This window comes from Alicyclobacillus shizuokensis NBRC 103103, assembly GCF_001552255.1.
In the GTDB taxonomy this organism is placed as follows: domain Bacteria; phylum Bacillota; class Bacilli; order Alicyclobacillales; family Alicyclobacillaceae; genus Alicyclobacillus_G; species Alicyclobacillus_G shizuokensis.
In genome coordinates, this window is sequence record NZ_BCQV01000016.1 from 23,109 (window position 1) to 37,467 (window position 14,359).

The 14,359-nt window shown below is 57.5% G+C and carries 13 protein-coding genes; 8 read left to right on the forward strand and 5 right to left on the reverse strand.

Going from position 1 to position 14,359, the window contains the following annotated elements; genetic code table 11:
* The first annotated feature begins 131 nt into the window (after positions 1–131).
* Positions 132–557, forward strand: coding sequence for a hypothetical protein (locus tag ASH01S_RS08045; protein WP_067926252.1), 426 nt, complete (start codon positions 132–134; stop codon positions 555–557).
* 70 nt (positions 558–627) lie between these two features.
* On the opposite strand, the gene ASH01S_RS08050 is transcribed toward ASH01S_RS08045, so the two are convergent.
* Entirely contained in the window at positions 628–1,110 is a 483-nt protein-coding gene (locus tag ASH01S_RS08050) for a hypothetical protein (protein ID WP_067926255.1), read from the reverse strand.
* Between ASH01S_RS08050 and ASH01S_RS08055 the strand changes: the two genes are divergently transcribed.
* Complete coding sequence (locus ASH01S_RS08055; RefSeq protein WP_067926258.1) at positions 1,091–1,387, forward strand: hypothetical protein; 297 nt, start codon at positions 1,091–1,093, stop codon at positions 1,385–1,387. The two genes, ASH01S_RS08050 and ASH01S_RS08055, sit on opposite strands and share 20 nt — an antisense overlap.
* A gap of 132 nt (positions 1,388–1,519) precedes the next feature.
* Here the strand turns inward: ASH01S_RS08055 and ASH01S_RS08060 are convergent, their stop codons facing one another.
* The 3 genes from ASH01S_RS08060 to ASH01S_RS08070 form a co-directional block, all read right to left on the reverse strand.
* On the reverse strand, positions 1,520–2,707 hold the full coding sequence (locus ASH01S_RS08060; RefSeq protein ID WP_067926261.1) for a pyridoxal phosphate-dependent aminotransferase: 1,188 nt from the start codon (positions 2,705–2,707) through the stop codon (positions 1,520–1,522).
* A gap of 444 nt (positions 2,708–3,151) precedes the next feature.
* A complete protein-coding gene (locus ASH01S_RS08065; protein ID WP_245628986.1) occupies positions 3,152–5,200 on the reverse strand; it encodes a transglycosylase domain-containing protein in 2,049 nt (682 codons plus the stop codon).
* An 89-nt stretch (positions 5,201–5,289) separates the two neighbouring features.
* Positions 5,290–6,522 carry an MFS transporter gene (locus ASH01S_RS08070; RefSeq protein WP_067926264.1) on the reverse strand — a complete coding sequence of 411 codons (1,233 nt, stop codon included), beginning with the start codon at positions 6,520–6,522 and terminating at the stop codon, positions 5,290–5,292.
* Between the two features lie 164 nt (positions 6,523–6,686).
* Here ASH01S_RS08070 and ASH01S_RS08075 point away from each other — a divergent pair, with 164 nt between their 5' ends.
* The 6 genes from ASH01S_RS08075 (at position 6,687) to ASH01S_RS08100 (ending at position 13,662) form a co-directional block, all read left to right on the forward strand.
* Positions 6,687–7,463, forward strand: coding sequence for a MerR family transcriptional regulator (locus tag ASH01S_RS08075; RefSeq protein WP_067926266.1), 777 nt, complete (start codon positions 6,687–6,689; stop codon positions 7,461–7,463).
* A 237-nt stretch (positions 7,464–7,700) separates the two neighbouring features.
* Entirely contained in the window at positions 7,701–8,576 is an 876-nt protein-coding gene (locus tag ASH01S_RS08080) for an ArsR/SmtB family transcription factor (protein ID WP_306302856.1), read from the forward strand.
* 44 nt (positions 8,577–8,620) lie between these two features.
* Positions 8,621–9,907: an ABC transporter substrate-binding protein gene (locus ASH01S_RS08085; RefSeq protein ID WP_067926272.1), complete on the forward strand. Its 1,287-nt coding sequence runs from the start codon at positions 8,621–8,623 to the stop codon at positions 9,905–9,907.
* 58 nt (positions 9,908–9,965) lie between these two features.
* The gene (locus ASH01S_RS08090) at positions 9,966–10,835 is read left to right on the forward strand and encodes a carbohydrate ABC transporter permease (RefSeq protein ID WP_067926275.1); all 870 of its coding nucleotides are present in this window, start codon (positions 9,966–9,968) and stop codon (positions 10,833–10,835) included.
* Positions 10,836–10,887: 52 nt separating this feature from the next.
* A complete protein-coding gene (locus ASH01S_RS08095; RefSeq protein ID WP_067926278.1) occupies positions 10,888–11,772 on the forward strand; it encodes a carbohydrate ABC transporter permease in 885 nt (294 codons plus the stop codon).
* A 105-nt stretch (positions 11,773–11,877) separates the two neighbouring features.
* Entirely contained in the window at positions 11,878–13,662 is a 1,785-nt protein-coding gene (locus ASH01S_RS08100) for a glycoside hydrolase family 2 protein (RefSeq protein WP_067926281.1), read from the forward strand.
* Positions 13,663–13,741: 79 nt separating this feature from the next.
* Here the strand turns inward: ASH01S_RS08100 and ASH01S_RS08105 are convergent.
* Positions 13,742–14,359: ABC transporter substrate-binding protein (locus ASH01S_RS08105; protein WP_157067055.1), on the reverse strand; the 618-nt coding region annotated here is incomplete at its 5' end.

The window sequence follows — 14,359 nt, forward strand, 5'->3', positions numbered from 1 at the left end:
GCAAGGCGTGGGATTGGGTGTGGGGGTGGGATCGCCCGTTTTTGGCGGTTGCCGGCGCATTTGGCAAACCGGCGCCATAGAGTGGGGTGAGGCTCGCACGAGCGCTCGGCAGCGACAGAGGAGGGTGAGACGTGCAGAAAAAAGGTGGAAAGAAGCCGCGCAGGAGAGACCGTGCTCAGGCGCTCCAAGCCGCACCGGAGTCCCAGCCGACCTCTGGGGCGGCCGCGTCCGGCGGCGGGTCCGCGCTGGATACGCTGAAGCACAACCTGTCGGGCAAGCGCAAGGCCATCTTTGAAATTCTCGAGGACGTGAAAAAGGTGAAGCCGGAACAGTGGCAGGACCCGAAACACGTGGAACAGATGGCGAAAAACTTTGCCGACAGGCTGGGACTGCCGGTCCCTGAGCAGCGCATCAAGCAGTTCGTGAACGCCTACAAGGATGCCACGAAAAACGGCCCCACGGCCAACGTCGATGAACTGGTGCACAAGTACGGTCAAAACGTTGACGATAAGACGTTGAAGGAAATCAAAAAGTTTGTTCCGAAAAACGTCAAGTAAGCGGCAGAGAGGGGCAGGGCCGACGTTCCCGTTGGCCCTGCCTCGCTTTGTGCGGATGGGCGCCGGGGCGTCAGGAGCGCGCGCCCGGCCCTCCGCCGTACGGGGGGGCTCCTGGGTAGGGCGGGGCGCCGGGGGCGGGCGTCTGCGGCCGCTGCGTGGGCGCCCCGGGTTGTACCTGTGCGGGGCTGGCTGGTCCGGTCTGGCTGGTGGGGCTGGCCACGTTCCCCTGGCCGCCGTCGGACGGACCGCCCCCATCCTCTCCCTTCAGCACCCGGTTGCCCAGAGGAGAGTTGAGGAAGGCCATCAGGATGTTGGTCAAGTCTTCGCTGCTTAGGTTTCTCCCGCGGTTCTTGATGATCTTGTCCAGCACGCCGGTCTCCCTGAGCGAGTTCGAGGTGACATAGAGCGTATCCAGCAGCCGGTCGGCCTGCTGCAAGTAATTCAAACCGTTCTTGACGAAGTTGCGCAGCGTCCCCACGGTCTTCAACGACTCTTGGAGGTTCTTCGGGGACAACAGTTTGGCCAGGTCCCTGTTGGCGGGCCTTGTATTCACCCCGGCGCGCTCCCTGCGGGGCGCGGGCAAACCGCCTTTCGCTCCGCTTTTGCCCTTTCTTTTGGCCGCGGTCCTGCCGGTTGTCTTGGCGCTTCTGGCGGTGTTGCGGGGTGCTTGCGCCATCGCCAGCACGAGATCGGTTGCGAGTGTCTCCATCCCGTCGGCCCGCGGCGGACGCGGCGCGCGGCGCGTGCGGCTGCACGGGCTGTGGTGGGTACGCCGTCTCCGCGTGCGGGCGCCTGGGCGCGTTCGCCGGGACGTTGTCGTGCGCATGTAAAACCCTCCCATCTTCCGCACACAGGCCAACTTCTGTTTGCAGTGTATGGATGAGGGCCGGCAAAGGTGAGGAAGAAGAAATTCGGCGCATCCAAAGCGGATGCGCCGAAACGCCAGGATGGACGGTGGGGTCTCAGGCCAACTCGCGGACGAAGCGGCCGATGCGCTCCAGCGCCGTCTCCACTTGCTCGTACGCGACGGCATAAGAGAGGCGGATGTTCTCCGGAGCTCCGAAAGCGCCGCCAGGCACGGCGGAAACCAGCTCGTGCTCGAGCAGCAACTCACAGAACGCGTTGGCGTCCGTGATGACCTGCCCCTTGTACGCCTTCCCGAACAGCGACGCGATGTTCGGGAAGGCGTAGAACGCTCCTTGGGGAACCTGGCAGGTGATGCCAGGCAGTTCGCGCAATCCGGCCACCAGGCGATCACGGCGGCGATGGAATTCTTCCACCATGCCCGGGTCAAACGCCGACAGCGCGGCGATGCCGGCCACCTGTGAGACGGAAGACGGGTTGCCGGTGGCGTGGCTCTGCAGGCTGGCCAATGCCTTCGCGACGTCGGCCGGCGCCGCCACGTAGCCGAGCCGCCAACCGGTCATGGCAAACGCCTTCGAGAAGCCGTTGACGACCAGGGTCCGGTCGGCCAGCTGGGGGTAGAGTGCCAGCAGGCTGACGTGTTCGACACCATAGACCAGCCGCTCGTAAATCTCGTCGGTGACCAGGAAGATGTCCGCATCCAGCAGAACTTCGCCCAGCGCCCGCAGCTCGGCTTCGCTGTACACGGCGCCTGTCGGGTTGTTCGGAGAATTGAGCAGAAATGCCTTGGTCTTCGGCGTGATGGCCGCGCGCAGCTGGTCGGCCGTGATCTTGTAGCCGCTCTCTTCCCCGCACGGAACAATGACCGGATTCGCACCGGAAAGACGAATCTGTTCGGGATAAGATACCCAATAAGGCGCCGGCAGAATCACCTCGTCCCCGGGCTCACAGATGGCCAAAAAGATGTTGAACAGGGAGTGCTTGGCGCCGGATGAGACGATGATTTGCTCCGGCTGATAGGACAGACCGTTCTCGACCATCAATTTGTGCGCGATGGCCTTGCGCAGCTCCAGCAGCCCGGCGGCCGGCGTGTAGCGAGTCTGGCCGCTGGTGATGGCGCGGATACCCGCGTAAGCGGCCGCAACCGGCGTATCAAAGTCCGGTTCACCGACGCTCATGTTGATGACCGGCTTGCCCTCGCGGATAAGGGCCTTGGTTTTTGTATCGACACTGATGGTGGCAGACGGCGCAATCTGGCGGACGCGACTCGATAGGCGTTGTTCCATGTGACACGCTCCCTCGCTAGACTGCCCCCAATTTTAACATAGAAGCTAAGGGTATTAGGAGAGGGTGCGATCACTCAGCTAAAAGCCAACCGAAAGGGGTTTGGCTCACTCCAATCGAAATCTAACCGAAGGGATCGGACTTAGGGCTGATGGCCTGTGATAGGGTCGTTCTGCTGCCGGACTGGGAGACTTATCGCGGTGCGGTGATTGAGTCCCTTCTTGCCTCTGTCTTAGACGGGCGTCGTATGACCAAGCCTACGAAATCGTGGTATAGTCGAAATAGAGGCTCATGTTAAACCGTTCGCAGGCCCCATATTCGTTGCGTACTGTCGGATAAGGCACCGGCGCGGGTACGAGTCATTCAAAGTGGACGAGGAAATCTCGCAAGTGATGGCAAGTGTGGGCACTGGGCTGAACCCACTGAAAGCGCTGCGCGCCCCGCCTCTAGGCGCCCCACAGCCGCCGCCACCAGGGCCGATTCGGCGGCTGAGGCGCGACGGAGGTGTTGTGCAGCGGACAGAACGCCGTGGGTTCTGTGCCCGGCAGGAAGTAGTCGGTCTCGGTGCTGCGGCAGCCCGGGGTGGCCAGCAGGCCGGAGGAGACGTCTATCGTCGCCCGCACCAGACCGGGGGGTGGGGTGTACCAAGGGCCCGGCAGGCGCTGCTGGGCGGCGCCCATGAACTTCCCCCATATCGGCGCCGCCAGGTGCGACTCGCTGCGTGTGAGCGGACGGTTGTCGTCATAGCCCACCCAGACCGCGCACACCACGCGCGGGGTGTAGCCGACCATCCAGGCGTCCGTGTCGGTGGTGCCTGTCTTGGCCGCCGCCGGGCCGTGCAAGAAGCGGGTGACCGGGTACGCCGTCCCGCCCGGTTTGAGCACGCTGGTCAGCAGGTCGGTCAGGATGAAGCTGCTGCCTTCTGACAACGCCCGCTCGCGCCCGGGCGCGGGGGCGCGCAGCTCTCCGCCCGGGCTCGACACCCGCGCAACCGTGTGCGCGTGCACGCGCATCCCGCCGTTGGCCAGCGCCGCGTAAGCCGTGGCCAACTCCAGCGGGCTGGAGGGGAAAACGCCCAGCGCCAGCGATGGATAGGGGGCAAGCGGGGCGCTTATCCCCATCTGCCGCGCTGTTCGCACCACCGCCTGCGGACCCACCTCGAGATTGGCGGTCACCGCGTAAACGTTGTCGGAGCGGGCCAACGCCTCGCGCAGGGTGAGCGGCCGGTGCGCGTACATGTCGGCGAAGTCGTGCACGGTGTAGCGCCGCTGCGCGCTCGTCTCCTCATCCCCCACGTCCTGGTAGAGAAAGGTTGTCTCCTCGCTGTCAACCTCCCTCGCTGGAGACCAGCCCCGCTCCAGCGCCGCCGCGTACAGGATGGCCTTGAAGGTCGATCCGCTCTGCCGCATGGCGAACGCCCGGTTGTACGCGCTCTCGCGGTAGTCGCGGCCGCCGACCATGGCCAGAATCGCGCCGGTCTTGGGGTCCATCGCCACCAGAGCCGCTTGCAGATGGCTGCGGGCGGGCAGGGTGGTCGCCAGCGCCTGCTCCGCTGCCTTTTGCAGCAGCGGATCGACCGTGGTGGTGATGCGTACTCCGCCTTGCTCTAGCATTGCGTCCGTCAGGTGGAAGCGGCGTTTCGCCTCGTCCATCGCCACCTGCACGGCGTAGGGGGCAGGCGGGGCGAGCCGGGGCTGCGGTTGGATGGCCAGCGGCTGGCGATACGCCTCGGCCGCCGCGGCGGGGGTGAGGAAGCCCGCCGCCACCATACGCTGCAAGACCTGGTGCTGGCGCGCCTTGGCGGCCGCGAAGCTGCGGAACGGCGAATACAGTTCCGGGCCCTTCGGCAGGCCCGCCAGCAGAGCCGATTCGGCGAGCGAGAGCTGGCGGACCGGCTTGCCGAAGTACAGTTCCGACGCCGCCTCCACCCCGTACGCCCCATGGCCGTAGTAGATGACGTTCAGGTACTTCTCGAGGATGTCCGCTTTGCTCGCGTGCAGTTCCAGCTGCAGGGCGTAACCGGCCTCGCGCAGCTTGCGCCACAGGGTGCGATCCTGGCTGAGAAAGAGGTTCTTGGCGAGCTGTTGGGTGATAGTGGATCCCCCTTCGACCACGCGTCCGTGCGCGACGTCCACCCACAGGGCGCGGGCTAGCGCGGTGAGGCTGAGCGCGTGGTGGCGGTAGAAGCCGGTGTCCTCCACGGCCAGCGTGGCCTCCTGCAGGGCGCGGGGGATGTCGGAGAGCGGGACCTCGCGATGCACCGGCCCGTGCGTGGACCAGTTGGCGAGCACCTGCCCATCGGCCGCGGCGATGGTGTTGCTGCGGGCAAACGTCCCGGCGGGCAGCGGCGTCTGCCGCAATGCCCACAGTGTCGCCGACATGCCGGCGAAGCCGAGGCAGATGGGCGCCAACAGGCCGGCCAGCAGCCGAATCGGCGCCCGCTGCCGCGGCCGTGTGCTGTGTGGATGGGCTGAAGGACTCGCGTGCGTCGGCACCAGCGTCAACCCCCATGTCCTCTTGCGGATCGGTCATATGGAAACAATTGTATGGTGCCCGACAGGAAGGGAATGATGCGCGCGGCGAATCAGAGTTTCACCTTGGGCGCGAGTCCAGCGTCGTGAGATTTCACGGTGCAGCCAGTGATCAGGAATCCGACAAAAAAGCACGCTCCGGCCAGTGCGTACAGGGTGGTCAGGGGCATCACGTTTTTGGCCACACCGGATACACCCATCATGATCACCATGCTGCCTGTCATCAGCGGCGTCCGAATGCCCGTCACGCGTCCGATATAGTCAGGCTCGGTGTTTCTCATCACCAGCGTGTTGTTCCCAATCAAGATGGCGGGCTGGAACAGGGCAGTCCACCATTGCGCCGCCATGGTCATCCATAAAGTCGTGGACATGCCGGAGGCGGCAATGCCCATGGCGTCGGCCAGCAGTCCCAGCATGAGCAGGTGGTGGGGAAGAACCTTTCTCGCAACCGCAAACGTTGCCATGCCTCCGATGATTTCACCCGCCCCATAGGGAATGGTGATCCACTGAAGGTCACTGGCTGGCAAGCCCAGTCTCTGCGTCACGAGGAATATGCTAAGCGGAGAGACCAGGCCCACCCCCAGTCCCACAATCATGAAGGTCATGCATGACGACAGAAGCACGCGCCTGGACCACACGTAGCGGATGCCGTCCATCATCTCCCGCTTCAACGACGGTCGCGCGGACTGGTTTCCCAGATCCGAAGCTCCATCCGGTGGGATGAAGAGCATGGCCAGCGCGGAAAGAAGGAAGGCGGTGCCAGTTACCGCCAGCGCTCGGTCGATTCCCAGTCTCTCGTAAACGAAGGTCCCGAAAATGGGACCCAGTATCATGTAGACAGAGAACAGTGTCTGCAACAAAGACATGCCGGATTGCGCCTGTTCGCGGGGGACGTGCAGCCGGAACAGTTTCATCCCGGACGGTTGGGCGAACTGCGACAGGACGGACGAGCACAGGGTGACGCCAAACACGGTCTGCCACGCCCCCGCGGCCATGAGGACAATAACCACATAGACCGAGACCATGCTGAGCAGGTCCGCCCAGATGACCGTCCTCTTGGGACGCCGCCAACGGTCGGCAAATGTCCCGCCGAGAAAGGAGAAGATGAAAATCGGGGCGTACTCGGCGACGAAAATCAGGGACACAGCGACGGCATTGCCGTGGGTCTTCTCGGTGACAAACAGCAGTATGGAGAATTTCCGCACCCAAATGCCAAACTGCGAGAATAGGTTGGATACAACGACGGATTGGACATAGCGGTTGCGCAGCAGTGTGAATGCTGACATCCATTCAGTCACTCCTCTCGGCACGAACGCGCCTGCATGTAGAGTTCATGATGCGGCCTGCCGCAAGGGGAGGGTCAAGGGGTGCGGCGAGCGATGTGAGGAGCGATTCCTTGACTCTCCCCTAAGGGGAGCCATTATTCTCGAAGCCAAAAGGAGTGATCCGTTTGCTGTACACGGTGAAAGAGGTCGCCGCCCTGGCCAACGTGACCGTCAAAACCCTGCACCACTACCACAAAATAGGACTCCTGCTGCCCTGCGAAGTCAGCGACGCGGGCTATCGCCTCTATGGCACCAAGGAGCTGGAGCGATTGCAGCAGATTCTCTTCTACCGGGAATTGGATTTTTCTCTGAAAGAAATCAAGCGACTGTTGCAGGACGATCCGGATCGTTCATCGATTCTGTCCAAACAGAAAGAACTTCTCCTGGCCCGCAAGCGACGGCTGGAGCGCCTGATACAGACCATCGATGAATCTTTGGATTTCCTTCACAAAGGGGAGCTCATGGACAAGGCCAGGATGTTCATAGGATTTGCGAGTGAAGCACAGTGGCGCGATGCACTGCGGGAACAACACGAATACCTCCATGACAAGTACGGATACAACCTGCTTTCGGAGCGTCCGCTGGATGTGGACAACATGAACCAGCAGGCCGTCGAAGCGACCAGGTTTCTGAAGGCGCTGGCGAGAGCCCTGGCGGAGGGAGTCCCGCATCACGATGAGCGGGTGCAAACCCTCATTCGCCGCCACCTGGACTTCCTCAACCAGCACGGGCATCCGACAAGCGCAGCCGACTTCGCCGCTCGTGCGCGATTCTTCGTAAGCGACGACTTCCACCGCCGGATGATGGAGTCCCTGCAGACGGGCCTTGCGTATTACCTATGTGTCGCAGCGGAGTCCTATGCGCTGGGGAGTGAAACTGGCGCGGGCCAGAACGAAAGCTGACTCTTGCCATGCCCGTGTTGGTTCCACGGGGGATTCGGATGACCACAAAAATTATCCGTTCTGATTTAACAAAATAATTGTTGATTTATCTCCTGAACAGGAATAAGATCAAAGGAACAAGATTTCTTGTTTCAAAACAGGATAGGGCAAAGGAGATACAGGTCATTCAACATGCTACATGATACGGGCGAAGCCTGGAACCGAGTCATGACAAGGTCACTGGATGACTTTCTGGTCGTGGCGAAAGCGTTGTCCTCGGATCTCAGAGTGTCATTACTGAAAGAATTATTGAAGGGTCCAAAAAATATCACGGAAATATCCGCCATATTCGGAATACCTCCATCTACGGTTGCGATAAACGTAAAAAAATTAGAGGATGCGGGACTGATTCGCACGGAGTTGGTCCCAGGAACGCGCGGCACGCAGAAAGTTTGCGCGGCAGTGCTGGGGCGGATTGTAGTAGATATCTACAGTCCACCTAAAGAGCAGGGAAATCACGCCCTGGTTGAGATGCCTGTTGGGCACTTTTTTGAAGCCTGTGTAACCCCGACATGCGGCATGCTCAGCAGCCGTTCCATCATTGGCGAAATCGATGATCCAGCCTCGTTTTTTGAGCCCGAACGTACAGAGGCAGGGTTGATTTGGTTCCGCAAAGGATATCTGGAGTACCGTTTTCCAAAACGGGTGCCGAATGGCGCGGCTATCACGAATCTCGAGTTATCCATGGAGATCTGTTCAGAAGCGCCCCTGCACAATCCAAACTGGCCATCAGATATCACTCTCTCGATAAATGGCATTGAAGTGGGAACGTGGACCAGTCCAGGAGACTTCGGAGGGGAAAGGGGGTTGTTGACTCCGTCCTGGTGGGGAACCGGGAACACCCAGTTCGGGTTGTTAAAAACTTGGCGTGTCACTCAGCATGGCGCTTTCATCGATGGGAGGCAGATATCCGATGTGGACATTGAGAGCCTGCGACTCGACGACCACCCGTATGTCGCAGTGCGGTTGGAAGTCAAAGAAGACGCCTTGAACGACGGTGGACTGAACCTGTTCGGAAGGGGATTTGGAAATTACGACACGGACATCACTATGCGTCTGGACTACGACAGGTAGTTCATATGGTGGTCTTGCAATTTTGGGGCGTGGAGGGGTTTGCGATGAAGGTCGCGGGGAAGACTAAGGTTCTTGTCGCCGGAGTGCTCATTGCCGGTACACTAGCTACCGCCTGCAGTCCGTCCCAGACGCAAAGCGCGGTCCATCAATCTGGGACGACGACTATCGTGTTCTGGGATCTATTCGGCGGCGCTGACGGCACCACCATGAACCAAATAGTTAAAAAGTTCAATCAAACACACCCCTCGATCCATGTACAGGAAGAGACTCAGGACTGGGGCCAATATTATACAAAGCTCATAACAGCTGTGCTTGGGGGTAAAGCACCGGATCTCGCGATTTCGCACGTTGATCACATAGGCATCCTGAGAACACAGGGGGTCATTGAACCCTTGGACAAGGAGGCAGCCTCGGCCGGGATAAAGTGGTCGCAATTCTTTGAGCCCCCGATGAAGGATGCCGTCATAAATGGCAAGCACTACGCGATTCCTCTGGATATCCACACATACCTATTGTTCTACAACAAGAAAGTGTTACAAAGCGCAGGCATTTCTCCTAGCCAACTGAACATCGCGAGCTACAACGATTTCGTCAGCATTTGCAACCAAGTTAAAGAGCACGGCTACGTCCCCTTGTCGTTCGGTGAAAGTGGCTGGGGACCGCTGGCCATTTGGGAGACGTTCTATTATCAAATGGGTGGCACAAGTTTACTCAATAAGGCTGGGACCAAAGAGACATTTACCGATGCGACCAACGACGCGGTGGCTATCAAGGCGATGCAAAAGCTCTACGACCTGTACAACACCTCGCACATCATTCCGTCGAATATTTCCAATCCGGATGAACTGTTCAAGTCTGGCAAGGCCGCCTTTTGTATTGAGGGGACATGGAGCGTGGACGACTTTCACAAAGCGCTGGGAGACCAACTCGGAGTGGCCCAGATGCCGGTCTTTTTTCAACAACCGGCTGCTTGGGCGGATTCCCATACATTCGTCCTGCCTGTGAATCCCAATCGGACACCGGAGCAAACCAAAGACGCGATGATTTTTGTCAAGTGGATCGAGAATCACGCGTGGATGTGGGCGAAGGCGGGACACATTCCCGCGAATAAGATCATTCAAAATACGCCTCAATTTAAAGCGCTTCCATACAGAAGCAATTACGGCTCGCAAGCAAGTTTTGTTAAATATTTTCCTATGACCGACACCGTTTGGATGATGAGTGATAACGAGATCCTAAACAAACTGCAAGGCATACTTCTCAAACAAACGCCGGTGGCACGGGGCGTACAAGAAATGGGGCAGATTCTGGATCGCCAGTTGGAGGAATGAACAGCAGACCAAGTTATGTGGATGCATTTGGTTCAATGGGTGAAGGTGGGGGATAGTTATGGTAAGTGTGCGTAAGTACATGCCTAGTTACCTGCTCATGCTACCGTTTCTCATACTGTACTTGTTGTTTACGTTTTATCCCATTGTGCGTGGGCTTATCATCAGTTTGCAGAAATTTTATGTACTTGGGACAAAACGATTCGTTGGGCTTGCGAACTATAATTATTTACTTCATGATTCAACATTTTTGTCATCCATTTGGCATACCGTGATTTTCGTTGTCTTTTCCGTTCCGCTGCTCGTCATCATTCCCTTTTGCCTTGCGCTTATTGTGAATGCACCCATTAAGGGCAGGAAAATCTATCAGGCGATCTTCTTCTTGCCTATGATATTGGGTGTGTCCGTTGTATCGAGTGTCTGGAGCGCGATGCTCGGAAACTACGGCGGGCTGGTCGATGCCGTCCTCAATGCCATTGGGATTCATCAAGAAATTAACTGGACAGCGCAGAGTACGCAACTGGCATGGATTTCCGTCCTGGCGGTTACCGTTTGGTGGACTGCAGGCTTCAATATGGTCCTGTACCTGGCGGCGCTGCAGGACATTCCCAAGGAACTGTACGAGGCAGCAAGCCTGGACGGAGCCAGCGGGTGGGCCAAAACGTGCTTTATTACCCTCCCCAGTGTCAAGCGAGTAACTATTCTTATTGTCTTTCTTCAGTTCATTGCTTCCTTCAATGTCTTCGGGCAGATTTTTCTTCTCACGGGGGGAGGTCCTGCCGGGGCAACTACCACGATTGTGAGCTACATCTATGAAAAGTCATTCAGTGAATTTCTGTTTGGTCCCGGAGCAGCGGCTTCATACATTCTGTTTTTCATCCTGCTGATTGTATCACTCATCCAACTGAGGCTAATGAGCAAAACAGAGTAATCGCCTTCAAGAAAGTTGGGAAACCGTGCCCCGAAAAGGAGGAGTGGCAAACATGCAGGTGCGAGAAGCGATGCCAACGTCCCCGGCTCCTGTATCAGTGCGTGCGGATAGCGCGTTAAGAATGGGCCGCTTGACGAGAGTGTTGTTGTACCTTGTGGCCATTGTCCTTTCCATCCTGTGGGTGGTGCCCTCTCTGTGGATTCTCTTGGTTTCATTTAAGCCCCAAGGCAGCAATGTGCTGAATGTTGCTTCTTGGTTTCAGGCTCCGTACTCTGTCGGCAACTACGTTTACGCATTTACCCATGCTCCGATTTTGTTATGGCTGCTCAATAGCTTCCTTGTCGCACTCATTGTCACGGTGCTTGTTCTCCTGTTGTCAGTCCTCTGTGCGTTCCCGATTTCACAAAATCGCTTTCCCGGTCGCGGATTGGTGGTTTTTTTGCTCGCTCTGGGTCTGATGGTCCCGGGAGAGGCGCTGCTGATTCCGTTTTATTTGCTGTTTCGGTCTCTGCATATGCTGGATGGGTATGGGGCGTTAATTTTGCCGAGTATCGCTGTGCCGTTCGGCGTCTTGCTGGTAAAGCAATTTTTTGACGGCCTTTCTCGGGAGTATTTTGAAGCCGCCAAAATGGATGGCTGTGGCGTGTTGAGAATGATTTTTATGATAGCCGTTCCGTTGGCCCGCCCAGCGTTGGCGGCCCTCGCTATTTTTACGTTCCTTGGCTCATGGAACAACTTCCTGTGGCCCTACATCAGCATCACTTCTCCTAACGTGATGACGGTTCCGGTCGGCATACCCTTTTTTAACTCGTCCTACCACACCGACTACACCCTGCCGGCCACTGCCGATGTCATTGTGTCGATCCCAGTCTTCATCGTGTACGTTCTTTTCCAGCGGCACATTATCAGGGGATTTGCATTCTCCGGCTTGAAATAAGGCGTCATCAAGGCGTAGTCGGCCGGGTTGGGGGGATGGAGAGAGGTTTACCCCGGCGGACTCCACCTGCTAGATAGCGCGATCAACAGAAGGAGAGTTGACAGCATGGGCATTCCCGAGAGCGACATTCTGAACACGACGAACATTCCGCGGCCAGAGTATCCGCGGCCGCAACTGGTTCGAGCGGATTGGTTAAACCTAAACGGAACATGGGAATTCGAAATGGATGGCGGCCGGACGGGCCGGGAGAAGAATTTTCCCGCCAAGAGCAGGTTTTCGCAAAGGATTCTGGTGCCTTTTTGCCCGGAGAGTAAGTTGTCTGGAATTCAATACAAGGACTTTATGGCCGCGGTGTGGTACCGACGCACCTTCACCTTGCCAAGGGAGTGGGAAGGGAAACAGGTCTTCATTCACTTTGGTGCTGTGGACTATGAAACGGAGGTTTGGATTAACGGTAAATCTGTGGGTACGCATCGCGGCGGGTATTCATCTTTCTCTTTCAACATCACGCACCTGGTGCACCCGGGTGAAAACGTGATTACCGTCTGCGCCGAGGACGACAACCGTTCCCGTCTGCAACCCCGCGGCAAGCAGAGCGCTCTGCTATATTCGCACGGCTGCGATTACACGAGGACGACGGGCATTTGGCAAACGGTATGGTTGGAATGTACGAACGAAACCTACATCTCTGGGTTGAGATACTTTCCCGATCCAGCCAATGCCTGTGTTCATGTCGAGGTGGGCGTTGCTGGACGCATCCAGTATGACGAAGACCTCCAGATTCACGTGAAATACAAAGGCAGGGCGGTCGGACAAGGCGCTGCGAAAGTGGGAATGAACAGCATCCGCATCACGATTCCACTATCTGAGGTGCATTTGTGGGACGTGGGCAAGCCTCGTCTGTATGACGTTCAGTTGACACTCTCTTGCCGCGGTGATGTCCGGGATCGCGTGGAAAGTTATTTTGGATTGCGCACGGTGTCGCTTGGCGAGAAAAAGATTCTCATTAACGGCAGACCCGTGTTTCAACGCCTGGTCTTGGACCAGGGATATTATCCAGACGGCGTCTACACGGCCCCAACCGATGCGTCCCTTCGTCGAGATATTGAGCTGGCCATGGAGCTTGGTTTCAACGGGGCACGACTGCATCAGAAAATGTTCGAAGAAAGATACCTCTATTGGGCCGACCAGCTGGGATATATCGTATGGGGGGAGCACGCAAGCTGGGGGCTGGATATTTCAACCGCAGTGGGACTGGAGCGATTTTTGCCCGAGTGGCTGGAGGGGATTCGGCGTGACTTCAACCATCCATCCATTGTCGGATGGTGCCCGTTCAACGAGACCTGGGACAGCATGTCGGCAAACCATGCCCGCCAGGATGACGAGGTATTGCGTATTGTCTACAACGTAACGAAGGCGTTCGATTGCACGCGGCCGGTCATCGACACGAGCGGGAACTTTCATGTGATGACGGATATCTTCGATATCCACGATTATGAACAGGACCCAGAGACGTTTGCGGAAAAATTTGCGCCGATGAAAGATGGAGGGGCGGTTTACAACACATTTCCGGAGCGCCAACGGTACGAGGGACAACCGTATTTCGTCAGCGAATACGGAGGAATCTGGTGGAATCCGGAGCAGGCGGATGACAAAGGCTGGGGGTATGGCGAGCGACCTAGGTCAAAAGAAGAATTTTTGCGACGCTATGAAGGATTAACCACAGCTTTATTAGAAAACCCAGCTATATGCGCATTTTGTTACACGCAATTATACGATGTGGAGCAAGAGGTGAACGGTCTATACACGTACGACCGTAGACCAAAGTTTGATGCGGAAGTCATCCGGCGCATCAACACGCGGGTTGCAGCGATTGAGAAACAACCATGAGCAAGCGGCGGGGGGTGAGAAGTGTGAGGGACCTCGCCAAACCGGGCGGTAGGCCCCCGGTTCGGGAAGGTCCCTCGCCTCACGATTGGGGGTCATAAGACACCTTGTTTGGGAATGCGGCCATCAAGGGCTGCAGTTCAATAGACTTGCGCAGGTCTACGTTGTCTGTAATGAGTCCATTGTTGCGCGACCATTGAAGAATCGCCTGCAGTTCATTGTAATCACCTCGCGTGAATCGCAACATGAAATCATAATCGTGTTCAATCTCAAGCAGTACCTCAGACTTGGGGATGTTCAGCTCGTTGTAGGCAATGTCCGCGGCTTGATTCGGATGTTCTCTGATAAACCGGTCAGCATCGTTGAGTGCTTTGAGGATGTTGGAGACGACAGTGGGATGAGAGGCAACAAATGATTCGTCTCCGACGAGATACCCGACCATGCGGAAATGAATGGCCGATAAGTCAGCCAGTTTCTTGACTCCGGGAAGTTTTTTAACCTTGCTTTCAAACGCCTTGTTGACCCATATGGCGTCGACATCGCCCTTGGCGAATGCCTCGACCAATTCGGCCTCAGAGGTGAGCGGCTCCAGTTTTACCTGGCTCTCGCCGACGTGGTACTGATTCAAATACCGTGCCCAGATGTACTCGTTCACAGTGCCGCGCTGTACACCGAGTCTTTTCCCTTTTAGGTCCGATGG